This is a genomic window from Saccharothrix lopnurensis (assembly GCF_042658445.1).
GTDB classification, from domain to species: domain Bacteria; phylum Actinomycetota; class Actinomycetes; order Mycobacteriales; family Pseudonocardiaceae; genus Actinosynnema; species Actinosynnema lopnurensis.
In genome coordinates this window covers 101,116-124,216 of the sequence record NZ_JBHSQO010000014.1, presented here as the reverse complement: position 1 = coordinate 124,216, position 23,101 = coordinate 101,116, and the positions used below count along the sequence as shown (strand labels likewise).

The window sequence follows — 23,101 nt, the reverse complement described above, 5'->3', positions numbered from 1 at the left end:
TCAGCGGGTTCGTCCGCCCCGGGCCAGCCGGCGCGCGGCCGCACGGCCGATGGACTCTTCGGACTGGCCCGGCTGGGGGTAGACGTTGACCGTCGCCCCGCCGGCGGGCGCCGTGCCGGAGGGCGCGAACGTCCCCGCGGTCGGCAGCTGGGCGCTGACCGAGCGGGTGACCTGGTCGGCGGCGCGCACGACGCCCGCGACCTCCGACCGCATCCCCTCGGCGAACCCGGCCACCAGGGCGGCGCCCCGGTACGGGGTCCAGCCCCTGCCCGAGAACGCCCCGTACTTGGCCGGGGACCGGGGGAAGTACCCGGAGGCCGCCTCCATGATCGACGCGGCCGCGCGTCGCACCGCGAACTCCTGGGCCTTCATACCCAGCACGAACCCTTGGATCAGGGACACGCCGGCCGGGTAGAGGGCCTGGTTGATCTGACCGAGCGCGTCGGTGACCTGCCCCGGCAACAGCCGGGTTTCGTCGGCCACGTCACGAACGCCCTGGGCCACGCGCCGATCCGTTTCGGCCCACTGCCGCGACGTCTCGGCCGCCACCCGTTCCCACGCGGCGGTGACCGCGTCGGAGATGCCGAGCGTCTGGTCGGCGATGTCCTGCTCCATCCGACCCCAGTGGTCGGTGGCGTCGGCCAGCATCCGGCCCCAGATGCTGAGGCTGCCGTCCTGCATCCGCCCCAGCTGCTCCAGCACGATGTCGGTCAGGAACGGGGCGTGCGTGGTGACAATGTCACGCAGCCCCAGGAACGTGCTCTCCGCGCGCTCGCGGAGTTCGTCCAGCGACACCAGGTCCTCACCGATCCGGTGGAAGATGATGCCGCGTGTGCCGCCTTCCAGGGCCTCGTCCATGTTGGCCAGGGCGTCGTAGAGGGTCTTGAGCGGGCCGAGGGGCGTGAGCATCATCGTCGCCGACCCGACCAGGCCCTCCGCGCCGAGCGCGGCCCGCAGACCCGGCACGCTGTCGACGATCTTGTCGCTGGCCTCGGACAGGTCGGCCAGCGCGTCGGTCACCGCGACGACGGCCTTGGCCACGGGCACCATGGCCTCGGCCAGGTCGGCAGAGGACCGGATCAGTTCGGGCAGGTGGGGCAGCAGCCCGCGGACGATCTCCCACGCCAGGTCGACGATCTCTTCGGTGAGCGGGGCGACCGCGTCGACCCACTCCACCGCAGCGTCGGCGATGTCCTCGAAATGCCTATCGAGCCGGCCACCGGCGAGCTTGTCGGCCAGGCCGCCGATGATCGGGGCCAGTCGCTCGGCGACCCGGGTCAGCGTGGGCAGACCGACCTGACCGACCAGGCCGGCCACCACACCGATCAGCGGTGAGGCGGAGATGAGCAGATCACCGAGCGCCAGCGCGAGGTCAATCGCCGCGGGCACCAGCTCCGGCAGCGCCTCGGCCAGCTCGTCGGCCAGCGCCGTGATCAGCTCGCCGAGCTTCGGGCCCACCAGGGTAAGCGCCTGGCCCAGGTTGGTGCCGACCACACCGGCCAGCTCCGCCACGGCCTCGATCGCGCCGCCCTCGGCCAGGCCCTCGATCACGGCCGCCACGCCGCCGGCGAACGCCTCGACCCCCGGCCCGGCGATGTCGAACCCGCGGCCGAGCGCGTCGACTGCGGAGACCAGGGCGGGCACCACGGTCTCGCCGACCCGGGCCAGCAGCGGCGCCAGGTCCCCGCCGACCACGGACACCACCGACCGCAGCAGCGGCAGCAGCGCCCGGGCCATGTCCGCGGCGGCGCCCAGGAACGACCCGATCGCCTCCTGTCCCTCGGCGCTGCCCGCGAAATCGGCGAGCTCGCCGGTGATGTCGCGGACCATGTCCAGCAGTTGCCGGCCGTCGTCCGCGCCCGCCCGGAACACCGCGCCGAACACGCGGCCGACGTTGCCGACGATGCCGAGCAGGTCGCCGAGCTGGTCCAGGGCCTGGGAGATCCACTCGTGCAGCCGGCCGGAGTCGGCCGAGCGCTCGATCATCACCGACCAGCGCTCGGCCAGCACTCCCACCTGCGCGGCCAGCCCGGGCAGGAAGTCGCTGCCGACGTCGACCAAGTCCCGCACGCCGCGAGCGGCCGGGCGCAGCGCCTCCGACAGCAGCGCGGTGGCCCGCTTCGAGTCCTCCAGCGTGGACCGCAGCACCGAGACGCTGCGCGCCTCGCGCAGGAACAAACCGAGATCGCCGGCCGCACCGCGCAGCTCGTCGGCGATGCCGCCGAACCCGTGCTCGAGCAGCGGCAGGTACACCTGCCCGAGGTCGCGCGCGTCGTCGGACAGGTCGCGCAACAGCCGGTCCTGCACCGCCTCGCGCAGGCTCTGCGCCAACGGGGCGAGGTCGCGCAGCGCCTGCACCAGCTCGCGCGCCTCGGGGCTGACCTTCTTCAGCGCCTCGGCGTACTGGGCGGGGGTGTCGGCGCTCAGTGCGTCGGACAGGCCGTGCAGGCCCAGGATGAGCGTGCCGACCACCGCGACACCGGCCGCGCCGGCGGCCGGGATCAGCGCCAGCGCTCCGGCGGTCTGCGCGACTGCGGCGGCCAGCGCCACCAGGCCGCCCGCGGTGGCCTGTCCGGCGGCCGCGCCCACACCCAGACCGGTCAGCGTGCCGCCCAGCGCGGTGATCCGGCGCGACAGCGCGTCGAGCTGGGCGGTGTCGATGTCCAGCGGGATGCGGACGGGGTTGCGTTCCAGCAGCCTCTTGGTGGCGGTGGTCTTGGCGATCACCTCGGCCTGCTCGGACGCGGGCACCTCGAGGTCGATCTCGACCGGCACCGTCGCCTCGACCGTGCGCTCGATCAGCCGCAGCTGGTCGTTCAGGCGGCGCCGGTACTCGGCGGCGTCGCCGGGCTTGGTCGGCACCTCGAGCTCGAGCCCGCGCTCGACCGCCTTGATCTGCGCCGACACCTGGCGGCGCAGCACCTCGCCCTGCACCCCGGCCGGGACGTTGAGCTCCAACGTCCCGGCCAGCTTGCGCAGGTCCGCGCGCATCTTCGCCTGGAACGCGGTGTCGATCGGGTCGGCGACGGGCACCTTGAGCGGCGGGGCCGCCTGCTGCTGGCCGAGCTGGGCGAGCTGCTTGTCGAGCCCGTCGGTGTCGAGCACGGCGGCCAGCTGGATGCGGGCGCTGGCCTCGGCCAGCTCGGCGAGCCGCCGCAGGTCGGCGACCACGTCGGCCCGGCCCAGCGACACCGGCAGTTCGACGCGCGTCTGGGCCTCGATCTCCGCCAACTGGGTCTTGAGCTCGCCGGGCAGCTTGCTCGTGTCGGGCACGAACCGCACGCTCGCCCGACCGACTTCGACACCTCCGGGAGCGGTCACCGCTCACCTCCCTGCCACGCGCCTCGCTTTCGGCGATGCGCGCAAGAAGTCACGGCCCGTGATGCGCCTGGTGGTCCGCGGTCGGGGCATCGGCACCGGCTTGGGTCCCTTGCCCTGGGCGCGCTGGAAGTTCGCGGCCTGCAACAGGTCCACGATCGCGGCGAGCAGGTGCCGATCGAGCGTCCACCCGTGGTGGGTCATCTCGGCCGACTCGACGGCCGGTTCGGCGGGCACGTCGGCGGCCAGCGCCGCCCACAGCGGACCGCCCTCGCGCGGGTGCTCGACGAGCGCCAGCACGCGCCGCGGGGTGAGGCGGGACGGGCCGCCGCCGGGACGGTAGACGTCCCGCAGGTCCAGGCCCTTGTCGGCGAGTTCCCGCTCCACCTCGCGGCCGTGCCGGTCGATCAGCTCGACGAGCGCCTCGCTTCCCCCGGCTGCGCACCCCGCAGCCACGCGAAGAACACGCTCAGCAACTCGGTCTCGCCGGTGTGCTCCGCCCACTGCCGGGCGTGGTCGGGGTCGACCGCGATCGAGACGAGCAGGTCGGCGACGTCGGCCGCCAGGTCGAGCAGGTCGGCGGTGCGCCGGTACCCGTCCTCGACGCTGCGCGGCACCTCGGCGGCGCGGTGGTCGTCCACGGCCTGGCGGATGGTGTCGCGGGTGTCGCGCTTGGCGACCGGCACGCCGAGCCGCTCGGCGTAGGCCGCCCACGCGGCCCGTCCGGCGTCCGGTTCGGGCGCGTCCTGGTCGGGTGGCGGGGCGGCCGGGCGCAGGGAGTCCAGGCGCGGCGTCAACACGGCCACGCTGCGCAGCAGCGCGGCGCGGTCCCGCCGGTCCAGCGCGGGCAGCGGCCGGAACTCGGGCATCCCGGCGGGCAGCTCGGCCGCCTCGTCGGCGAGGGTGTCGTTCAGGGACGTCATCGCAGGCTCTTTCGGTCGGGTCGCAGGCCGGAACGAGGGCCGGGGGCCGGTGCGCCTGCGAGGCACCGACCCTCGGGGTCTGCTGTGGACGCGCCCCGATCAGGGGGTGTCGTCCTCGATCTGCCCGCCGTAGAGCGCCGGCGCGCGGCCGGTCAGGTCCAGGTAGGTGATCCGGATCGGGAACTCCAGCCAGCCGCCCTTGGCGTCGCGCACCGCGCCGGTACGGCCGATGCTGACCTTGGGCCACCAGCGGGCCACCGGCGCGCCGTCGGCCAGGTAGACGATCAGCAACGAACGCTCGATCGGCGCCGAGGTGTTCGGCAGCTGGAACTTGCCCGCCTCGCTCGCGCTGCCACCGCCGTAGAACAGCAGCAGCGTCTCGTTGTCGACCTGGATCAGCGAGACGTCGACACCCTCGCGCGCGGTCGCGACCTGCTCCTTCAGGTTGGGGTTCTGCCTGCTCCCCCTGACCGTGCGTTCCCCGCCCTCGTAGAACGGGCTGAAGTCGTTGTCCAAGCTGGTGTGCCCGCCGGGGATCAGCCCGCTGGCGACCCGGGTCCGGGCGACCGTCGCCTCGGGGGTGGTGCCGCCGGTGAGCCCGGAGTCGTCCACGGTGATCAGCGTCTGCGCCGCCCCCTGGTACCGGCCGGTCCAGGTCACCACCACCGGGGTCGCGGGCAGCGGGCCGCCGGTAACCACCACGTCGCCCGCGCCGATGGCCGGCAGCGCGACCAGCGCGGCCTGAATCTGCGCCGCGGTCGCGTCGTACGCGATGTCACCGGTGGTGCCGCCCATTGCGGTGAGCGTGAGGTCACCGCCGGTCGGGCCGCCGGTGACGGTCAGGGTCTGCTGTTCCGCGCCGAACGTGGCCGGGTCGAACCCCTGGATCTCCGCAACGGTCGGGTCGGGCGCGCCGACCTCACCGAGGAAGATGTAGGCGTTACCCAGATCCTTGACGGCGGCGTCGTTTTCCGCCATGTGTCCCTCCACTATGGATGGTCAGGGCGTGACCGACGCCGGTCGGATGCCCACGAGGTAGGTGGCCTCCTGGCGGGTGATGCCGGAGGGTTGGCCGGGTAGCGGCGAGTCCGCCGGCCACGCCCGCACCTCGAACGCGCCGAGGTAGGCGGGCGGGGACCCGATAGGGGTCTTGAGACCGGCCGCGGTCTCCAACGTCTGGTAGAGCGCGGCCGAGAGGGTGTCCGCGGCGGCGTCGTCCCCGCGGACCATCACGTACAAGGTCAGCGGGGACACCAGCCGCAACCGCGCATGGTGGATCTGCCGCTCACCGAACCGCGCCAGCACGTAGGGCAGCTTGGCCAGCGCGTCCGGGTCCAGCCTGGAATGAATCGTCACGCCCGGGTGGGCGGTGCGCAGCAGCTCGAGCACGACCGGCTGCGCCCGGGGAACGGTAAGCACCGCGCCTACTCGCCGAGGGCGCGCTTGAGGATGTGCCGGCCCTCGACCATCTTCCCCTTCGGGGTGACGTGCCCGATTTCCAGCGCGACCGGGGCGGGCCCGATCAGGTCAACGAACGCGTCGGTCTTCTGACCGAGCCTGAGCACCACCTCGTGGTGCTCGCCGTCGTCGTCGGTGGTGTGCTCGGCGAGCAGGGCGCGCGCCCTGCGCAGAGTCGGCCCGGCCGCTTCGACGACCGCAGCCGTCACGCCGTCGAGGTGCGCGATCTTCTCCGCCGCATCGTGGTAGACGAACGCCACTGCTACTCCTCTCCCCCGTCGCCGGGCCGCTTGGTGCGCGGCCGGATGACGAACGTGACTCGGCGGGTTGCCCGGCCGCGGCTGTGCGGGGTGATCTCGCCGTGCACGTCCCACTCGCGGCCGCCCCACATGACCGCCGCGAACGCGCCGACCGGCACCGGCTGACCGCGTGCCGGGCGCACCCGATACGCCTCCCCGGGCTCCCGCGACAACGCGGACGACTCGGCGGCGTCGAGCGGCCACACCATGACCTCGAGCGGCACCCCGTCGATGCTGGGCACCCACACCGGGTTGCCGTCGCTGTCGGTGGACAGCACCTGCGGGTAGACGGTGATCCGGGCGTTGGACTCGTCGAGCAGGCTCACGCGGTCACCACCCCACGTCGTCGGGGTCGTAGGCGGGAAGCGGGTCGCCGCCGTGCGAGGTGGGCAACAGCAGCACGTCGTACCGCAGCCGGCGGGGGTCGCGGCGGGTGGTGGCGATGGTGTGCAGCCCGGACGACGCCCCGGCGTAGCGCTGGCAGATGCTCACCTCGGACTGGGTGAGGTAGGGGCTGACCGCGTCTTCGTCGCGGCGCCAGGTGTAGCCCTCTTCGGACTCCGAGCTGAACTCGTCGGGGTTGCGGTAGCAGCGACGCGCGGCGCGGAGCACGACCGTGACGAGCGGGGCCGGCGCGGCGGGGGTGCCGTCGTCGCCGATCCAGTCGTTGCCGGTCTCGGCCCGCACGAGGTTGGACGCGTCCTCGAGGTCGGTCTCGGCACGGCCGAGGTCGGCACCCTCGAGGGTGCCGACCTCAACCCCGATGCGCCGCTCGAGGGCCGCCACGGTGGCCAGTGCGGGCAGCATGGTGTCAGCCCGCGCGGACGATCTTGACGGCGCGGACGAAAGTCGCCGCGCCGCCGGCGGTGGTGGTGGCGACGGCCACCGCCGGCGAGCTGCCGCCGGTGAGGGACGCGCCGGACGCGGTCATCTGCGCGAGGTTCGCGCCGCCGAGCGCGTTCTTGAACTCGACCACCCACGCGCCGGGGGCGCCGGTGACCGCCACGTTGCCGACGCCGACGGTGGACAGCGCCTCGAGCGTGGTCCGCACCGTGGTGGTGGTGGCGTTGTGCGCGATGCCCGCGGTGGTCTGTCCGCTGTAGGTCGCGGTCCAGGTGCCGCCGGTCGGGCCGCCGGTGAGGGTCAGCGACTGCTTCTCGTTGCTGAGGTCGCCGTCGACCACCGCGTTCGTGCCGATGAACACGTCGACCATGCTGCGGTCCTGGGCGTTGCGGAAGTCGTAGTCCAGGATCCAGCGCAGCGACATGCCCTCGTAGGTCTGCGAGCTGCCCGCGCTCGCGCCCTGCGGGACCTTGGGGGCCTGCATCGACAGCACGAAAGCGGTCTTGTGGAACACGATCGCGACGTCCGCGGGGAGCGCGATCGACTTGAACAGGGTGAACCCGGACAGGCGGCCGATCACCGCCTCGCGCAGCGTCTCCGACCACCCGGAGGTGTCCACCTGGGTGAGCTTCTCGTCGTTGAGGAAAATCTCCTCCACGTCGCTGCCCATGAGGACGTACCGGTCGGTGGCCGGGACCTTGGCGTTGTCCAGCGCCTTGCGCGCGGCGTTGAGGGTCTTGCGCGGGGTGGTCTCGTCGAGGGTGATGGTGGTCGCGTAGGTCGCGCCGACCATCTCCGCGATGAGCTCCTCCTCGACGCCTTCGACGACGCCGCGCAGCTGCGGCTGCACCACCTGGCCCGAGAAGTCGGTGACGTCGAGCGTCAGCTCCTCGTCGGTGACCGGCACCGCGGAGTAGACGACCGTGTCGAGCGAGACGTCGACCTTGGTCTCGTTCAGGCCGTCCATCTGCACGATGCCGTCGCCCTCGGACGCCGACGGGCGCGCGGTGCGCAGGGCGCGCTTGCGGGCCTTGAGGCGGGCCGGGACGCGCAGGGTGATCGTGTCGCCCTGCGCGCCGGCGAACTCGCCGCCGGCGTCGCGCCACACCAGGTTGGTGACGATGATCTCGCGCTCGAGCAGGCCGAGCGCGGTGCGCGCGATCTTGGTTGCCTTCTGCACCGTGATGGCCACGGGTGCCTCCTGTGGATCAAAGGGAACCGCGGGCCCGTGGCCGTGCGGTGAGGGGTCAGAACCCGCCCCGGCCGCGGCGCGACACGCGCGCGGCGAGCTTGCGGGGGTCGGTCTCGTCCGGCTCGTCGTCCGGCTTGCTGCCGCCCTTCAGCGTGGTGCGCGGGCGGTTCTTCACCTTGTCGGTGCGGTCGGTCTTGCCGTCCTGCTCGCCGCCGAGCTCGGCGAGGTACGCGGCGGCGTCCTCCTCGAGCTCCTCCTCGGTGGTGCCCACCAGGCGCGCGGCCTGCCGCTCGGTGAGGCCCGTCCGGAGGGCCACACGCAGCCGGACAGCGTCGGCGGCGGACTTCTCCAGTTCGGCGATCCGGTCGGCGTTCTTCTCCGCGTCGGTCTTCTGGGACGCCTCGTGCTCGTCCCACCGGCGCGCCTTCTCCTCGGCGGCGGTCAGCCGCTTGCGAAGGTTGCGGTTCTCGCTGTTCTTCTTGCGCAGCGCCCGCTTGCCCTTGGGGGCGTCCTTGCCCTCGTCGTCCGGGTCGTCCTCGTCCTCGTCGGGGCCGTCGTCGGGCTCCGGGCCCTCGTCGTCCTCGTCGTCGTCCGGGTCGTCCTCGTCGTCGGGCGCGCCGCCCATCTGCGGCCAGATGACCCGGCCGTTGATCACGCCGATGGCCTCCAAGGGCTCACCGGTGCGGGGGTCGAGCAGCGTGGGGTGCAGGGGCAGGATGGTGCTGGACATGAGCCCTCCAGGGGCGTCGTGTGGTGATGGACCCCGCCGCCAGGGCGGGGAGACGTGGGCCAGCCACGTGCAGGGCCGGCGCAGCGCACGCCGACCGGGCGCCTGATCAGGCACCCGGTCGGCGTACGTGGGGTGGGGTCAGTCCTCGAGTCGGACGGGGTTGCCGGCCCGGTAGCCGATCCGCCACATGCGGGCGAGCATCCGCTCGCGCGCGTCGCCAGCGGTGCCGCTGTAGGGGTTGGCCGGTGGTTGCCCGGTCTCGGCCGCGCGCCGGCCAGCGTGCAGCGCCGCGCGCATCTCGCCTGCCGGGGTCATCGCAACCACCCGTCTCCAGCCGTCCCGCCGAACGCGATCACCTTGCCCAGCAGCATATCGACCCACTGCTCGTAGGTGGGTCGCCCGTTGCCGTCCCACCACTCCTTGAGCTCGTCGGACGCGTTCGCGCGCGCGACGTGCGCCGGACCGGTGAACAGCGACAGCGGGTCGACCCCGCGGCTCTGCGCCTGCCGTGTGAGCATGTGCCCGCGGGTGTCCTGTTCGGCCTCGAGGTAGCGCCGGTACACCTCGTCACGCCACGCCGCCCGGGTGAGCGCCTCGAGGTTGCGGCCCTGGTAGCCCTCGGCGCGCAGCTTCGCGATCACCTCGTCACGCCGCAGCTGCTCGGCGTCGCGGTTGAACGCCTCGGCGAACGCTTCCTCGTCGGAGTAGCCCTCGGAGACCAGTTGCTCGTAGCGCTCCCACTGCGCGGCCTGCTCCGGATCGACCTCGGTGCCGGGGTCCGGCGCCGGTTCCTCCTCGGGCTCCTGGCCCTCGTCGTCGACCGGCTGCTCGCCGGGGTCGCCGTCCACGTGCCGCCGGTTCATCTCGGCGAGCACCGCGTCGAGCTGCTCGGCGTCCTCGGCTTCTGTGGCGTCGGCGAACGCGTTCTCGAGCGCTGCCTCGGACAGCGTCGACAGGTCGTCGACCGCGACGGGCACGGGCCCGGACGGCTCGTCAACCACCTCGTCGACCACCACGGTGGGCGGCTGGGCCGGTTCGGGCGTCTCGTCCTGCTCCCGCATCGTGCGCGACCGCTCGGCGATCGCCGCCCGGAACGCGCTCACCGCGGCGACGCCGGCCTTGCCCTTGGTCGAGTCCTTCCACAGCTGCTCGAACTCGCGCCCCGATCCAGGCCACGCGGCGTCACGGCGGAACACCGGCTCGATCGAGCACGCACAGTGGTCGTGAAACCTCGCCGACCCGCTGCCCGCGAACTCCTCACCGGACCGTGAGCGGTTGCGGCCCGCTCCGGCGCTGGCCGCCGTCTTGTAGTCGGGGCCCCTGCTGGCCAGCATCGCGCAGAACCAGCACGGGTCGTCGCCGGTCACCCGGGCGTAGCCGATCGCCCGCCTGTCCGTCTTGGCCGCGGCAACGACCGTGTCGCGGCCGCCGTCGAGGGTGTGCCGCCCGGTCGCGCCGGACACCATCACCAGCGCGGCCCGCGCAGCTTCGTGAGGCTCTTGGCCGGCGGCGACGCGCTTGCGGATCTCGGTCGGGCCGGTCACGAGCAGCGAGGCAGTCAGCCGGGCGCGCGTGGCGGCGGTGTCCTCTGCCGGTTTGGCGCGGAAGTCCCGGGCGCCCGTCTCGGCGTGCCGGAACGCGTCGTAGTACGTGGCGGCCGATCGTGCCGACTCGCTGCGGTAGCGCAGCACCGCGGGCACGGCCTGCCCCAACCACGACGCCGTGGTCTCGGCGGGCTGCTCGGGATCGAGCAGCTGCCACAGCTCGATGATGTCGGCCAGCATCCGCGCCCGGATCGCGAGCTGATCACGGCGCTGCTGGTCGGTCAGCTCCCGCCCGCGGACGGTGCCGGCCACGGTCAGGCCCTGTTCTGTTCGACGGCCTGCCGCTCGAGTTGCTCGGCCAGCACCGCCATCGGGTCGGCCTGCACGAGCCTGGCCCACTCGTCCACGTCGGTCTTCTCGATGCCGGGGATCAGCCCCCACAGGGCCTGGACGGGCACCTTCAGCATGGTGGCGATCTTGCCGAGCGCGTCGGCGGCCTGGGCCAGCGACCGCACCTCGGTGTCCTGCCAGGTCACCCGGGCCATCACGTCGGCGGCATCGGCGTCGTTGCCCTCTATCAAGGCGGACAGCCGCAGGGTCTGCACGTGCGACTCGCCAAACCCGACCTTGTACTCGAAGGTCTTGGCCCGCAGCCCGGAGCGCGCGGCGGCCAGCGCCTCCGCAGAGAGGTTGACCAGCTGTCCGGTCAGCTCGTGTGACGGGGTCTGCGACACCGCGGCCAACGTCTCGATGTCGGACCGCTCGGCCGCGATGAGCGGCTCGAGCGAGGTCTCGTCGAGCGTGCCGAACCGGGTGTTCGGGTCGGTGCTGGCCAGCAGGTCCCCTTGCCGCAGCAACAGCGCGGCCTTGTTCGCCTCGGCCTCGGTGTCCGGCTTGGCCATGCCCGTAGCCGTGCGCACCTTCCAGCTGTTCCAGTGCTGCGTCAGCATCCGGTCGTACGTGGACTTGTCGATGCGCTTGGCGTTGCCGATGTACGGCGTCACCTCACCGGTAGCGGCTCCTTCGGTGTCGAGCTGGGCGGCGTAGCGCACCACCGGGCACAGCCCGATGTCGTGCTCCCGGTACTCGATGTACTCGACCTTGCCGCCGTCGGTGTCGCACGACAGGAAGTGCACGGCCTCCTCGTCGACGAACTGGAGCATCTGCTTGCCGCCGGGCTGCTTGTCCACGTCGAGCGCGTAGAGCGGCCACTCGTCGTTACCCGGGTCGCCGTACACCGCGACCATGCACTTGGGCGACCGCGTCTTGATGGACGCGGTGCGCCGCTCGCCGACCACGCCGGGCAGCAGGAAGGTGTAGGCGTGGGAGTAGGCGACCGCGGCGCGGTGCAGCGCGATCTGCCGCACAGGCATCCGGTTGGCTCGCCACGTGTACCACGGGCCGGTGGGCACCTCGCCGTCCTTGCCGGGCGGGTGCAGCGGCGACCGGTACGAGTCGACGAACAGGCCCTGCACCACGCTGTTGACGACCAGACGCAACCACGGTGACTTGGAGATCTCGCGCAGCTCCCGGTGCTCCCGGGAGCTGCCGCGCGGGATGACGATGTCCTCGTTGTCGCCGCTGTGCCACTTGTCGATCCGCTCGACGCGTTCCTGTTCCTTGCGCCAGATCGGGTGCAGCTCCTTGACGACCAGCTCCTTGACGTCGTCCTTTCCCATCACCACGGCGCGGCACCCCCTCTCGTCAGCGGCCCCAGATCTGGCCGCCCTCGGTGTTCTTCTCGCTCGGGATCCGGTTCAGGTAGAGCCGTCGGACCATCCGCGCGCCGACCATCGCAACCGCGAGGTCGATCTTCTTCGGCCCGTCCTTGGCGCCCTTCCACATCGAGGTGCCGTACTTGTTCGGGTAGTTGCGCGCGTTGCGCACGTGCAGTCGTAGCCGCGCGTCCCCGTCGTGCAGCACCTCGTGCTGCTCGATCTCCTCGGCGGTCAGCATCGCCGCGTCGGTGAACTGCTCGACGCGGGACGGCGCGGTCATGTCCCACATCACCGAGTGCGCCTGACCGCCGCTGCCGCCCCGGGTCGCCCACACCTTCAGCCGGTCGTGGTAGCGGCGGTGCAGCCGGTCAAGGACGTTGTCCCAGTAGCGGTCCTGGGTCTCGTCGTCGAGGGTGTGCGACGGGTCGGCGAAGAAGCCGAGCACGCTGTAGTCCTCGAACACGGCATCGACCCGGGCCTCGACAGCACCCCGCGGTGCGAGCCATCCGAAGCCGCGGCGGCCGGGCGGGCGCTTCCACATCCCGAACACCACGACCAGGCCATCGGAGATCCGGCAGCCCACCAGCGCGGTGGCGTCGTTGCTCTTGGAGCAGTCCAGGAACAGCGTGATCTCGTCACCCGGGAGCAGCTCGACGCCGTCCGGCGCGCGGCACAGCTCCCAGTCTTTCCAGTCCGCCCACGCGTCCTCGGCGGTCTCGATCTGGTTGTACCAGAACCGCCGGGCCCGGGACGGAGCCACCGTGCCCATCATGATCCGGTTGACCATGCGCGGGATCGGCAGCCACACCGCGTCGCCCCGCACGGCCTCGAGCACCGCGGGCGCGGCCTCGGCGGTCAACGGCGCGTCGGGCGGCGCCTCGAGGCTGTCGTACATGAACCCGGTCGCCCGGGAGTGGCCGGCCGCGATCTCCTCGTACGCCTCGCGCTCCCGCTGCGCGACGCTGTCCTCGGCCGGGTCGTAGGCGTTGGTGATCGCGAGCGGCCTCGAGCTGCCGTCGGCCGACTTGGTCGAGTTGTTGTCGATCACCTCGGCCATGTCGTGCCCGCGGTTCGCCTCCCGCCAGCGGTGCGTCTCGTTCTTCAGCGGGAATGTGCACCGTGCACCCTCAAGCGCGTCGGGGTTGGACGTCACCGCCTCGAGCAGTTGCGCGCCGCCGTTGGCCGTGATCTGGCCTTGGTGGATCTCGAGGCCGTACTTCGCGATCGTGGCCTTGGTGAACAGCTGCGGAAACAGCCGCAGCGTGTTCTTGGTCTGCCGCTTGGTCACCGCCGCGACCTGGACCCAGGCTTCGGGGTGCGGCTTCGCGCCGGGGTGCTCCCTGCCGGACGGGTCTCGGAACGTGGGCCCGTTCAGGTCCGGCCGGGACGGGCCGACAAGCTCGACGGCCGCCAGCACCGAGCCCACCGGGTCCTTACCCCATCCCTTGAGCCGCTGCAAAACCCCTTGTGTGTAAAGGAATTTCCCGTGTTCGTCGACCGCCCACCACCACAACCACCATCGGGCCTGCTCCCGGGTGAACGTCCACGGGCGCCCGTCACCGTGCTTGAGGTGCGCTCGACACCAGGCGAGTTGCTGCCACCCGAGGGTGTACTCGGGCAGCACGAACCGCCCGTCGTCGCCGCGCTGCCAGGTGGGGCCGATGTGGTGGGGGGTGATGACCAGCGACGACGGCTCAGCCGAGGTCGCGGTAGTCATCGAGGTTCGGCACGTCCGGGTGCGCCTCGCCCGGCGTGCGGCGGGAGATCTCCAACTTGACCCTGCGGCGGGCGCCCTCGGTGGTCAGCAGGTCGTTCATCGCCGACCAGATGGCGGCGAAGCCGCGGGCGTTGAACTTGTCGTCCTCGAGCAGCTTCGTCATGTACTCGGCGACGAACGTGGCGGCCTGCCAGTCGCTGGGCTCCATGAACTTGCCCTGCCCGCTGGTGTGCAGCGAGAGGTACCAGTCCTTGGCGATCTGGTGCCACGTGCCCATCGGGGCGGGCCGCTCGATCGGCTCGTCGGTTTCGACAACGACCTTGTCGACGGCTGCCTTTTCGGCCTTGGTGCGGTGGCCGGCCTGCGCCTCGGAGCGCTTGCCGAGCGGTCCACGAACGCCCACGATCCACCCCCTCAGGTCCAGACCCGGGCGGGTCAGGTGACAAAATCGGCACAAAATGCCTGGTCAACGCATTTTGAACGGGGTCCACAGTGGACTAAAAGGGGGTTCCGCGACCCGTGCGCGAGCTCGCGGCGAGCCTGCGACCTGCGGAAATGCACTGTTTCGGCAGGTCAGAGCGGGGCTTCAAAACCTGGGAGTGCGTGCATCCGGTATGACTCCCGGTACCCCTGCGGACCGGAAGGGGAGCCACCCCCCACCCCTGCGATTTGTCAACCCCCTGGGCCGACTTTTTTCCGACGGGATCTGGTTGAACCAGAACCGGCGGGCCCGCTCGTCGGCGGGCCGGTCGAGCTGGTCAACCAGGTGCTCGAGCTCAAGCCACAGCACGCGGCTGGCCAGCTCAGCGGCGTACTGCTGCGCCGCCTCGGCCGTCTTGGGCCAGCCGATCACTCGTCGTCCTCATCGTCCCCGTCGAGGTCGTCCTCGAGCTCGTCGTCGGGCTGCTCGAGCGTGGCCTTGTGCTGCTCGATGCGGTCGGCGAGCTGGGCCTTGGTGCCGTAGGTCGGCAGACCGAGCGCGCCGGCCTGGGCCTTGAGGGTGGCGAGGTCCGGCGCGGGCGGGCGCTGGTCGTCGCCCTGTTCCTCGGGCGCGGTGTGCGCGGGCGGCTCGGGCTCCCGGTGGGTGACGCTGCCGACGTACTCGGCGTGGCCGCTGTTGACGAGCCACTCGGCCTCGCTGTCGCGGTAGGTGCGGATGCTGCCGGCCGGGTTCTGTCCCATCCGGCGCAGCAACTTGACCTGGTGCGGCATGGTCACTCCCTGATGATGCGGCCCGGGTGGGGCTCGGGTTTGCGGAACCGGCGCGCCCTGATCGCGGCGCGTGCCTGTGCGGCCTCGGCGGTGGTCTTGCGGGTGTGGCACGGCGTGCACAGCCACTGGAGGTTGTCCGGGTCGTGGCTGCCGCCGAGCCATCGGGGCGTGATGTGGTCGCACTCGCTACCGGCGCGGTGGCAGCGGGTGCCGGTACGGCCGCGCCGTTCGCACCGGTCGCCGGCGCGGTGTCGCACCGCGTTGCGGCGGGCCGGCCAGTCGGGCGGGAGGTCGTCGCGGCTGGTGCTGCCGGCCCATTGGCCGGTCACGCGCCGCCCGCGCCGACGTCGTGCAGGTAGCGCACGTAGCGGTTGCTGTAGGGCGTGAAGTCCATGCCCTTGTGCAGCACCTCGAGCGCCTCGGCAGCGGCGGCCTGGTTCACGGTGTCGGTGACGTCCACGCTGTGCACGCGCAGCCCCTCGAGGTCAGACAGCGAAGAGACGCCGATGACAACCACCCAGGTCCAGCGGTCCGGGTGGGCCTCGGTGTAGCGGCGCCGTTCCTTGAGGCTGCTGACGACGAGCACGGTCTCGCCGGTGAACCCGGCGGTGTCCTGCGCGTGGCGGCGGCGCAGCTCGGTGGCGGCCTGCTCGAGCAGCTCGGCGACGGCGAGCGAGCCCCCGGCGATCCGCACACGGACCGGACCGGACGCGGGCAGCGGGCCGGGGGTGATGGGCTCGGCACGCACGCTGCCGACGATGGTCTCGGTGCCGTCGCCGACGCGAACGCGGACGGGGATGTACCCGGTGCTCATGGGTGAGGGCTCCGTTCGTCTGGGGCAGGGGCCGCGGTGCCCGTCGCGTCCGGCTGCCCGCCGGTCGTCATCGGGTAGTGCGGGGCGGCGTGTCGGCCACCGTGACCCCTGGACAGCACAAAACCCCCGGGACCGGGTGGTCTCGGGGGCTCTGGGCATAGCTCCGCGTGCAGATCGTGACACGTCAGTTGATCAGCGTCAACTCTGCTGGTCGGTCGGCGCGTACCAGTAGGCCCATCGGCCGTCGGTGCCGATGTCGTTCTCCCGCTCGTAGCGGTCCGGGTCCGGCGCGGGCAGCGGTTGAATCGGTGCGTCAGGGTCGAACGCGTGGAAGCTGAACGGGACCACCTCCGGGCGCCTGAACAGCAGCATCGACGGCGGCGCGGTCGGGTCTTCGGGGCCGGGTGGAACGTCCATGGTCGTCCCGTGTCTTGGGCCGCCGTAGAGCCGTACCGGGAACGCGGTCACGCGGGGACCGTCTTCCGCTGGCCGCGGGTGCCGCGGTTGGTGATGTACTCGACCACCGTGGCCGGGTCGTAGCCGGGCCCGGTCCAGCCGCGCCGGCGGCGCCACTGCCTGAGTGTGTCGAGCTGCACGCGCAGCCGGTCGTCTCCGGTGCGGTCGGCCTCGGCCGTGAGCAAAAGCATCAGCTCGGGGCCGGAGACGCGGTGGGTGGGCAGCCGCTCAGCGGCGGTGATGCGGACGCGGCGGGCGATCATCGGGCCTCCTTGACCAGCTTGAGCAGCTGAAAGCCAGTGTAGGAGTGGCCAGCGAGGCAGCGAGCCCCGACAGGCCGCGGGCCGCGCGACTCGTCGTCGGTGCGCTCGCGGACGACGACGCCGGCACCGCACTCGGGCCGCTCGTCGACGTCACCCTCGGCGGGCGGCGGGCCGTCGCGGTGGGTGCAGGTTGCGACCGGCTTGGGCGGTGCCTCGCCGGTGGCGGCGGCCAGCTGCCGGTAGAGGTCGCCGACCTCCTCGGCGAAGTCGTCGGCCCAGTCCTGCTCTCCGATCCACCCCAGGGAGGTGAGCAGCAGGGACACGGCGTCGCGCACGGTCTGGGGCGGGCCGATGAGGTGCCTGAGGCTCTCGGGGGTGCGCGCCTCCCAGACCTGCTGGGCCCAGCCGCCGAGCACGGCGGGCACGGACAGCGGCGGGTGCTCGGCGTCCTCGGGGCCGGTGTGGGTGCGGCCCACGCCAACGGCGGACGACCGGCGGTCGAGCATGGCGAGCACGTGGTCATCGGCCGGGCTGGCGGACTCGAACCCGCTCGCGGTGGCGACCAGCTGCGGGCGGGTGCCGCGCACCGGGGTGAGGTGCGCGGCGAAGTACTCGACCCACCGCAGCCGCTCGTGCAGCTTCTCGCGGCACAGGTCGCACACCCGGCTGTTGCCCGGCACGGGCTCGGGGTTGGTGCACCCCGGGAGTTCGCAGAAGATCACCGGTCACCGCCGGGGTCGGTGACCGTCAGCGCGCCGCTGGCGTCCGGCAGCGGGCGCCCGTGGCCGTCCCGCAGGTCCCACCAGCCGTCACCCGCGGGCCCGGCGGCCCGGACCACGGCCAGCAGGGACGCGCGGGCCATGCCCGTGGACACGACGGCGTGGCCGATGCACGGCCGGCACCAGCCCCACGCGGGCCGGGGGTCGGTGTCGGACGGCTCGAGGCTGGTCCACTCGAGCGCGGCGGCGAGCGGGGTCTTGACGTACTCGCGCTGCGGGACGCCGTTGGGCCAGATCGCGGCGCCGCACATCGCGTGCTTCTCCGGGTCGGGGCGGGTGCGCTCGCCGGGCTGGTAGTCGGCCTGGTGCAGGTGGACGATCCGGCCGCGCGCGGGGCGCACGGCGACGATGGGGGCGGTCAACGGGACCTCCGGGCGTTGATGGTGCGCGGTGCGCGCTGCTGGCGCTGGGGGCCGGTGCCGCGGTGCTGGCGCAGCCACAGGGCGCGGGCGCGCGGCTCGGTCGGGGGCTGGTCGTGCAGCAGCGGGGCGAGTTGGTCCAGGGCACGCACGGCCATCCGGAACGCGTCGGCCATCACCGGCCCGATGACGCGGGCCGTGGCCTCGACGCGGTCGGCGAACCGGGCGAAGCCCGCGCCGAGGTGCTCCTCGAAGGGCATGACGTCCGGCACGGCCTGGCGGCTATCGACGACGTGCTCGGTGCACACCACGTGGTGCGGGCCGGCGCTCACGATGACGTGGCCGGACGGGTCGACGCCGACCACGCGCACGGTCTCGCCGTCCGGGTGGCGCAGCTCGGCGAGCGCGATCCCCGGGGCGACGCTGACCACGCTCATGCTGCCGTCGCTGCGCACCTCGAAGTTCGCGCGCGGCAGCTCGTCGACGACGAGTGCCAGCGGCACCGCCGGTTGCCCGGTCAGGCGGAACGTGGGCCACGGAACGCGCGACCGCTCCCACAGCTCGGCCGGCACCCACGGCTCACCCGGTTCCCCGTCAGGCGGCGGCGTGCCGGCCGGGGCGGTGAACACCTGGCCGCGGTTGATCAGGGTCGCCAGCTGCTCGGCGGGCGAGGCGTCCGACCCGAACGGCGTCGACACCTCGAACACGTCGTCGCGGATCGTGGCGATTCCGGGCCACACGCGGACCACGTTGGACGCCTCCCACCACCGACCGCGCTCGAGCATGGCAGCGTCCAGGGTGGCGCGCAGCCTGTCGGCGAACGGGTTGGTGCCGGGGCGGATGCGGACGGTGTCGACGTCGTCGACCTCGGGGAACGGTGACCCCCGGAACTGCGCGGCACGTGCCACGAGCGAGCCCCACATCGTGTCGGGCAGCCACCGGTGCGCGGCCGGGGCGCCCTCGGCGCAGAGCGTGCACGTCTCGGCGCTGTGCAGCTCGACGGTGTTGGCGACGTGGGCGGGCAGGTCGTCGGGCTCGACGTAGCCATCGAGCGGCGTGGTGCGTGCGGCCGACCAGTCGGCCTGGCACGTCGCCGAGCAGAAGTCCGCTGAGGGCGAGTCGCCGAGCGGGCCGGTGCACTGCTGGCACCCGGTCGCGGCGTCGATCGCGGCGATGATGTCGCGGGTGGTCATCGGTCGTGGTCTCCCCACGCGTTGTCGATGTCGCGCTGTTCGGCGGCGGTGGTGTGGTCCTGGGCGTCAACCCCGTGCTCGTGGCACGCGGTGTTGGTCCAGCCGTTGCGGCAGATGCAGGCCATCTCAGGCACCCCCGATCGGGGCGTGCTGGCGGGTGCTGCCGAGGGTGGCGTAGTGGGCGCGCCAGTCCAGTTCGACGAACCCGGTCCGGCCGATGCGGTTCTTGTCCACGTAGAGCACCACGGTGTAGCCGGGCTGGCCCTTGAGGTCGCCCTCTTCGATCAGGGGCCGGTGGTGCAGGATGATCACGTCGGCGTCCGCTTCGATGCCGCCGGACTCGCGCAGGTCGGACGCCTTGGGGCGGCGCTCGGCGCGCACGTTCTCGCGGTTGAGCTGGGCGGCCACCAGCACGACGATGTCCAGCTCCCTGCTCAACTGCTTGAGCCCGCGGGAGATGGCGGCGACTTCCTGCTCGCGCTGCTGGCCGCGGCTGTCGCTGCCGACGAGCTGCAAGTAGTCCACGGCCATGAAGCGGATGTTGTTGCGGCGCTTGGCTTCGCGGGCCACGGACTTGATGTACGGCAGGGTGAGGTTCGGCTTGTCCACCACGGTGATGGGCAGGCTGCGGGCCCGGTTGTAGTACTCGCCGATCCGGTTCCACCCGTCGTCGTCGAGGCGGCGGCGGGTGATCTGCGACTGCTCGACCACCGCGCCGGACGACACCATGCGGTCGGTCACCTCGGGCGCGCCCATCTCGGCGCTGAGGACCAACCCGGCGTGGCCGAGCTCGGCGCAGCGGTGCGCCATCTGCAACACCGAGATGCTCTTGCCGTCGCCGGGCCGGCCGCCTACCACGTACATCCGGCCCGCGCGCAGCCCGCCGAGCAGCAGGCCGTTGAGGTCGGTCCACGGGGTCGGCACGATGAACGCGTCGTCGGGCGTCCGCTGGGCCTCGAGGAACTGGTCGAGCAGGTCGGCGTAGCTGTGCACGTGCTCGTCGTCGTCGGCCTGGTCGAGCTTGCCGAGCTGCTCGTAGGCCAGGGTCAGGGCCTGCGCCGGGTCGTCGGCCTCGAGCGCTTGGGCGCGCACGCTGTCGAGCACCTCGACCAGGCGGCGCAGCCGGCCGCACCGGGTGACGGTGGCGATGTGCTCGCCGAACGGGCCCACCTCGGGCACGTGGCCGGCGTGCCCTTCGAACCACCTCGCGGCGCGCTGCACCGAGGCGTGGTCGCGGGGGCTGCGCTGGGGCAGGTCGTCGCGCATCCGCCCGAGCAGGTTGCGGACGTTGATGGCGCGGTCGTCGTCGCGCAGCGCGCGGGCCGCCCGCCACATGTGCTCGAACATCGGGTCGGCGAAGCAGCCGGGGTCAACCTGGGTGAGCGCCTCGTCACGCAGGGCGCGGCGGGTGACCGGCGTCAGCAGGGTCACGAGGTAGGTCTCGGCCTCGAGGGGCCGAAGCGGGTCGGTCACGGGGGCGGTCATGCGGTCCTCGTCGTGAGTCGGTCGATAATGGTCTGGTGGTGGGTGGTGATCCACGCCTGCCGGTGCTCGAGCGACCAGCGCTCGATGGCGTCGCGGCCCGACACGTCGTCGGGCAGGTCGGGCCGCTCGTACCGGAGTCCGGTGGCGCGCTCGATCACCGAGGTGCGGCCGGCGGCGTGCTCGCCGAGCAGCCACTCGCGGGCGGTGTCCCGGGTGTCCAGCTGGGGCGCCGGCGCGGCGGCGGGCTGCGCCTGGTGGTGGTTGCCGCGGTCGAACTCCCGGGCCTTGGTCAGCCACATGGTGAACGCGCTGTTCCAGTTCTTCGCGGTGCGCTCGTGCGTCTCGGCGTGCAGCCGGAACAGCTCGGCCTGCGCCGCCAGGTCCAGCCCGCGGGCCGTGGCCCTCTTGGCGTGTTCCTCGTTCGGTCGCCAGTCCGTGGGCAGCCGGTGCGCTCGCTTGGCCGCCCGCTTCCGGGTTGAGCCGCCCCGGGCGGCGTCGCGGCCGGAGGCGGCGGGAGTGTGGGTTGAGGGATGTGGATCTCTACCACTCAACTTACCAACCACAACCCCGTCAGAAGCCGATGCCGTAGCTGATGCCGCATCCGATGGGCTACCCGATAGGCTATCCACCTGCGAAAACGCATAGTCTCTAGTGGACGGTGCCAGGTGCAGGGCCGACACTTCCGGAAGTGTCGGCAAACCTCCCTCCAAAGGGACTGCGGCGGACCCCTCGGAACCCCCACCCGATACCCCTTCCGATAGGGCATCGGATAGGGCATTGGTCGGCAGGCCCAGCGCCCGGAACTCCTCGGCGAGCATCCGCGCGAGCGTCGGCGACACCAGCTCGGCCGCCGACCGCAGGATCACGGGCCTGCGCTTGGAGTTGGTCCAGCCCTTGTCCCAGCGCACGAACGAGCGCACGAGCAGTTCCTCGGTGGTGTGGTCCATGCCGACGAACCGGGCCAGCGCGAGCCGGTCCAGCGACGCGCGGACGTCGTCCGGGGCGGTGTCCGGGGCCAGCGACGCCCACCGGGCCACGGTCAGCGGCAGCGTGCCCGCGGCCGTGATGTCCGGCTGCGTCACCACCAGCAGATACAGCCGCTGATCGGCCGCCGGCAGCACCCGGAAGTCGCGGTCCCGCCAGATCGCGGTAACGATCTGCGCGTACTCGCGCGCCATCAGTCCCCGACCCCCTCGTCCTGCTCGTCGCCCTGGCCCTCGGCGCGGTCCTCGGCCCGGTAGCCCGCGGCCGCGCGAGCCATCAGCACCGCGAGCTGCTCGAGGCCGTCCCGGTCGCACGCCTCCCCCAGCACGACGGACTGCTCGAGGTAGTCGCGGCACTCGGCCTCGAACTCCTCGTCGCTGCCCGGGTAGGCGCCGCGGTTCCACCGCTCGAGCAGGTCGCCCCACTCGGCGTATGTGGCCATCAGCTCGCCGCGCACGCCGTCCCACTCGGCGGCACGCCGGTGCGCGAGTGCCACCTCGGCGCTGATGTCCTCCGAGGACCGGAGGGCGGGGGAACCGCCCTCCGGACTCGGCGTGACCCCGTTGTTCTGGGTCATGGGTTGGTGCGCGTCCTCTCCGGTGGCACGGCGGTCGCCCGCCGCTGCTCGTCGATCTCCCGCTGAAGCGCCTCGGTGAACCAGACCGCGCCCGGCCCACTGCCGGCCACCTCGACCGCATCCGAGTCCAGCGCGAGCCACGCGGCCCACCGCACGGCCCCGTGCGGGACGGTGCCCAGGTGCTGGTGTCCGATCCGGAACCGCACCAACACCATGCGGCCCGAGACCGTGCGGTGAGCCACACACGCGAGCAGGTCGTCGAGCGTGAACTCGTGTACCAGCTGCACGCCGGGCCCGCCCGGCTGGTCGACCGGCGCCGCGACCGCGCCCTCGAACGGCGGGACGTCCGTGAACGCGTTGACGAACTCGGCGGCAGCACGCCGGATGCGCCCGAGGATGCGCTCGGTCTCCTTGATGCCGCACGTGTCGGCCATGCGGTAGCCGTGCCGGTCCAGCACGGTCATCAGCTCGCGGGTCAGCTCCGGGGGAACCGCGGCGAGAGGTGCAGTCGTCATGCTGCGATCCCTTCAACGTCGTAGCAGGTAGAACACTGTTTCTTCGGACCACGCACGCAGTGGTCCACGACCTGGCGGCACGTGCGGCACGTGCGGCGGGCGCGCATCATGGCGTCGTGCTGCCGCCACCGGCCCGGGGTCATCGGCTGCACCGGCCGCGCGTCGGCGACGAGGAACAGCTCGGCGACCTCCTCGTGCCGGAACGGCCGGCGGTGGCGGTAGACGAGCAGCGCCACCGGGTCGAGCCCGGCCTCGGACAGGTCGAGCGCGCGGAGCTGCCGCCGGGTGGCGAGCCCGGCCGGTGCCCGGCGCCACCCGAACACCGGCAAGCCGTCGCGGAAGCCGGCGCAAAACACCGTCTGCCCGTTCCACGACAGCTCGCAGGTGTCGACCTGGTCAGCGGGCACCGGTCACCCCGAGCGCGTCGACCACGGCGCGGGCCAGCAGCGGCGGCACGGCGTCGCCGATCTGCTGCTGTACGGCCGTCGAGCCGCCCTGCCACGGGTAGTCCGCGGGGAAGCTCTGCAACACCGCGGCCCTCGGTCGGGGTGAGGGTGCGGGTGGTGCCGTCGGGCCAGGACCAGCGGTTGCGGCAGCACCGGCCGGTCATGGTGAACGCCGGCCGGTCCATCGGGCGCCGGCCGCGGCGCTGGGGGTCGCCGCCGGTGCCGTAGTTCGACACCAGCTCGGCGCCATCCCACCCGAGCGCGTCGCGCATCGAG

Annotated in this window: 30 protein-coding genes; all 30 read right to left on the bottom strand. The window is 72.5% G+C overall.

The window, feature by feature from the left end; genetic code table 11:
• The 30 genes from ACFP3R_RS16480 to ACFP3R_RS16335 all read right to left on the bottom strand — a co-directional run bounded on the left by ACFP3R_RS16480 (position 1) and on the right by ACFP3R_RS16335 (position 22,910).
• On the bottom strand, positions 1 to 3,321 hold the full coding sequence (locus ACFP3R_RS16480) for a phage tail family protein (RefSeq protein ID WP_380637078.1): 3,321 nt from the start codon (positions 3,319 to 3,321) through the stop codon (positions 1 to 3).
• 3 nt (positions 3,322 to 3,324) lie between these two features.
• Complete coding sequence (locus tag ACFP3R_RS16475; RefSeq protein WP_380637077.1) at positions 3,325 to 3,705, bottom strand: hypothetical protein; 381 nt, start codon at positions 3,703 to 3,705, stop codon at positions 3,325 to 3,327.
• Positions 3,706 to 3,725: 20 nt separating this feature from the next.
• Positions 3,726 to 4,241 carry a hypothetical protein gene (locus tag ACFP3R_RS16470; RefSeq protein ID WP_380637076.1) on the bottom strand — a complete coding sequence of 172 codons (516 nt, stop codon included), beginning with the start codon at positions 4,239 to 4,241 and terminating at the stop codon, positions 3,726 to 3,728.
• A 99-nt stretch (positions 4,242 to 4,340) separates the two neighbouring features.
• Positions 4,341 to 5,219: a phage tail tube protein gene (locus tag ACFP3R_RS16465; protein WP_380637075.1), complete on the bottom strand. Its 879-nt coding sequence runs from the start codon at positions 5,217 to 5,219 to the stop codon at positions 4,341 to 4,343.
• A 21-nt stretch (positions 5,220 to 5,240) separates the two neighbouring features.
• Positions 5,241 to 5,660, bottom strand: coding sequence for a hypothetical protein (locus tag ACFP3R_RS16460; protein ID WP_380637074.1), 420 nt, complete (start codon positions 5,658 to 5,660; stop codon positions 5,241 to 5,243).
• A 5-nt stretch (positions 5,661 to 5,665) separates the two neighbouring features.
• Positions 5,666 to 5,959, bottom strand: coding sequence for a DUF5403 family protein (locus tag ACFP3R_RS16455; protein ID WP_380637073.1), 294 nt, complete (start codon positions 5,957 to 5,959; stop codon positions 5,666 to 5,668).
• Between the two features lie 2 nt (positions 5,960 to 5,961).
• Positions 5,962 to 6,324 carry a hypothetical protein gene (locus ACFP3R_RS16450; protein WP_380637072.1) on the bottom strand — a complete coding sequence of 121 codons (363 nt, stop codon included), beginning with the start codon at positions 6,322 to 6,324 and terminating at the stop codon, positions 5,962 to 5,964.
• Positions 6,325 to 6,328: 4 nt separating this feature from the next.
• On the bottom strand, positions 6,329 to 6,805 hold the full coding sequence (locus ACFP3R_RS16445; protein ID WP_380637071.1) for a hypothetical protein: 477 nt from the start codon (positions 6,803 to 6,805) through the stop codon (positions 6,329 to 6,331).
• Between the two features lie 4 nt (positions 6,806 to 6,809).
• A complete protein-coding gene (locus tag ACFP3R_RS16440) occupies positions 6,810 to 8,033 on the bottom strand; it encodes a major capsid protein (protein ID WP_380637070.1) in 1,224 nt (407 codons plus the stop codon).
• Positions 8,034 to 8,088: 55 nt separating this feature from the next.
• The gene (locus ACFP3R_RS16435; RefSeq protein ID WP_380637069.1) at positions 8,089 to 8,763 is read right to left on the bottom strand and encodes a hypothetical protein; all 675 of its coding nucleotides are present in this window, start codon (positions 8,761 to 8,763) and stop codon (positions 8,089 to 8,091) included.
• A 138-nt stretch (positions 8,764 to 8,901) separates the two neighbouring features.
• Positions 8,902 to 9,078 carry a ribosome modulation factor gene (locus tag ACFP3R_RS16430; protein WP_380637068.1) on the bottom strand — a complete coding sequence of 59 codons (177 nt, stop codon included), beginning with the start codon at positions 9,076 to 9,078 and terminating at the stop codon, positions 8,902 to 8,904.
• Positions 9,075 to 10,619, bottom strand: coding sequence for a VG15 protein (locus ACFP3R_RS16425; protein WP_380637067.1), 1,545 nt, complete (start codon positions 10,617 to 10,619; stop codon positions 9,075 to 9,077). Before ACFP3R_RS16425 ends, ACFP3R_RS16430 begins: the two co-directional genes overlap by 4 nt.
• Before the next feature lie 2 nt (positions 10,620 to 10,621).
• Positions 10,622 to 11,986: a phage portal protein gene (locus tag ACFP3R_RS16420; RefSeq protein WP_380637142.1), complete on the bottom strand. Its 1,365-nt coding sequence runs from the start codon at positions 11,984 to 11,986 to the stop codon at positions 10,622 to 10,624.
• 25 nt (positions 11,987 to 12,011) lie between these two features.
• On the bottom strand, positions 12,012 to 13,742 hold the full coding sequence (locus tag ACFP3R_RS16415) for a hypothetical protein (protein WP_380637066.1): 1,731 nt from the start codon (positions 13,740 to 13,742) through the stop codon (positions 12,012 to 12,014).
• Complete coding sequence (locus ACFP3R_RS16410; protein ID WP_380637065.1) at positions 13,720 to 14,145, bottom strand: phage terminase small subunit; 426 nt, start codon at positions 14,143 to 14,145, stop codon at positions 13,720 to 13,722. The genes ACFP3R_RS16415 and ACFP3R_RS16410 overlap by 23 nt, the downstream gene beginning before the upstream one ends.
• Positions 14,146 to 14,591: 446 nt before the next feature.
• Positions 14,592 to 14,954, bottom strand: a complete 363-nt coding sequence (locus tag ACFP3R_RS16405) for an SAP domain-containing protein (RefSeq protein ID WP_380637064.1) — start codon at positions 14,952 to 14,954, stop codon at positions 14,592 to 14,594.
• Between the two features lie 2 nt (positions 14,955 to 14,956).
• Positions 14,957 to 15,283 (bottom strand): HNH endonuclease, encoded by a 327-nt coding sequence (locus ACFP3R_RS16400; protein ID WP_380637063.1) that lies wholly within the window; start codon positions 15,281 to 15,283, stop codon positions 14,957 to 14,959.
• Complete coding sequence (locus tag ACFP3R_RS16395) at positions 15,280 to 15,768, bottom strand: hypothetical protein (RefSeq protein ID WP_380637062.1); 489 nt, start codon at positions 15,766 to 15,768, stop codon at positions 15,280 to 15,282. The genes ACFP3R_RS16400 and ACFP3R_RS16395 overlap by 4 nt, the downstream gene beginning before the upstream one ends.
• A gap of 198 nt (positions 15,769 to 15,966) precedes the next feature.
• Positions 15,967 to 16,236 carry a hypothetical protein gene (locus ACFP3R_RS16390; protein WP_380637061.1) on the bottom strand — a complete coding sequence of 90 codons (270 nt, stop codon included), beginning with the start codon at positions 16,234 to 16,236 and terminating at the stop codon, positions 15,967 to 15,969.
• Positions 16,233 to 16,487 carry a hypothetical protein gene (locus ACFP3R_RS16385; protein WP_380637060.1) on the bottom strand — a complete coding sequence of 85 codons (255 nt, stop codon included), beginning with the start codon at positions 16,485 to 16,487 and terminating at the stop codon, positions 16,233 to 16,235. The genes ACFP3R_RS16390 and ACFP3R_RS16385 overlap by 4 nt, the downstream gene beginning before the upstream one ends.
• Positions 16,484 to 17,209 (bottom strand): hypothetical protein, encoded by a 726-nt coding sequence (locus ACFP3R_RS16380; protein ID WP_380637059.1) that lies wholly within the window; start codon positions 17,207 to 17,209, stop codon positions 16,484 to 16,486. Before ACFP3R_RS16380 ends, ACFP3R_RS16385 begins: the two co-directional genes overlap by 4 nt.
• Complete coding sequence (locus tag ACFP3R_RS16375; protein WP_380637058.1) at positions 17,206 to 17,628, bottom strand: hypothetical protein; 423 nt, start codon at positions 17,626 to 17,628, stop codon at positions 17,206 to 17,208. The genes ACFP3R_RS16380 and ACFP3R_RS16375 overlap by 4 nt, the downstream gene beginning before the upstream one ends.
• On the bottom strand, positions 17,625 to 18,818 hold the full coding sequence (locus ACFP3R_RS16370) for a hypothetical protein (protein WP_380637057.1): 1,194 nt from the start codon (positions 18,816 to 18,818) through the stop codon (positions 17,625 to 17,627). Before ACFP3R_RS16370 ends, ACFP3R_RS16375 begins: the two co-directional genes overlap by 4 nt.
• Positions 18,815 to 18,943: a hypothetical protein gene (locus ACFP3R_RS16365; protein ID WP_380637056.1), complete on the bottom strand. Its 129-nt coding sequence runs from the start codon at positions 18,941 to 18,943 to the stop codon at positions 18,815 to 18,817. The genes ACFP3R_RS16370 and ACFP3R_RS16365 overlap by 4 nt, the downstream gene beginning before the upstream one ends.
• A gap of 1 nt (position 18,944) precedes the next feature.
• Complete coding sequence (locus ACFP3R_RS16360; RefSeq protein WP_380637055.1) at positions 18,945 to 20,303, bottom strand: DnaB-like helicase C-terminal domain-containing protein; 1,359 nt, start codon at positions 20,301 to 20,303, stop codon at positions 18,945 to 18,947.
• Positions 20,300 to 21,481 carry a hypothetical protein gene (locus ACFP3R_RS16355; protein WP_380637054.1) on the bottom strand — a complete coding sequence of 394 codons (1,182 nt, stop codon included), beginning with the start codon at positions 21,479 to 21,481 and terminating at the stop codon, positions 20,300 to 20,302. Before ACFP3R_RS16355 ends, ACFP3R_RS16360 begins: the two co-directional genes overlap by 4 nt.
• Positions 21,481 to 21,864 carry a hypothetical protein gene (locus tag ACFP3R_RS16350; RefSeq protein ID WP_380637053.1) on the bottom strand — a complete coding sequence of 128 codons (384 nt, stop codon included), beginning with the start codon at positions 21,862 to 21,864 and terminating at the stop codon, positions 21,481 to 21,483. Before ACFP3R_RS16350 ends, ACFP3R_RS16355 begins: the two co-directional genes overlap by 1 nt.
• Entirely contained in the window at positions 21,861 to 22,379 is a 519-nt protein-coding gene (locus tag ACFP3R_RS16345; RefSeq protein WP_380637052.1) for a hypothetical protein, read from the bottom strand. Before ACFP3R_RS16345 ends, ACFP3R_RS16350 begins: the two co-directional genes overlap by 4 nt.
• The gene (locus ACFP3R_RS16340) at positions 22,376 to 22,786 is read right to left on the bottom strand and encodes an RRQRL motif-containing zinc-binding protein (protein ID WP_380637051.1); all 411 of its coding nucleotides are present in this window, start codon (positions 22,784 to 22,786) and stop codon (positions 22,376 to 22,378) included. Before ACFP3R_RS16340 ends, ACFP3R_RS16345 begins: the two co-directional genes overlap by 4 nt.
• Complete coding sequence (locus ACFP3R_RS16335) at positions 22,776 to 22,910, bottom strand: DNA cytosine methyltransferase (RefSeq protein WP_380637050.1); 135 nt, start codon at positions 22,908 to 22,910, stop codon at positions 22,776 to 22,778. Before ACFP3R_RS16335 ends, ACFP3R_RS16340 begins: the two co-directional genes overlap by 11 nt.
• Positions 22,911 to 23,101: the final 191 nt, after the last annotated feature.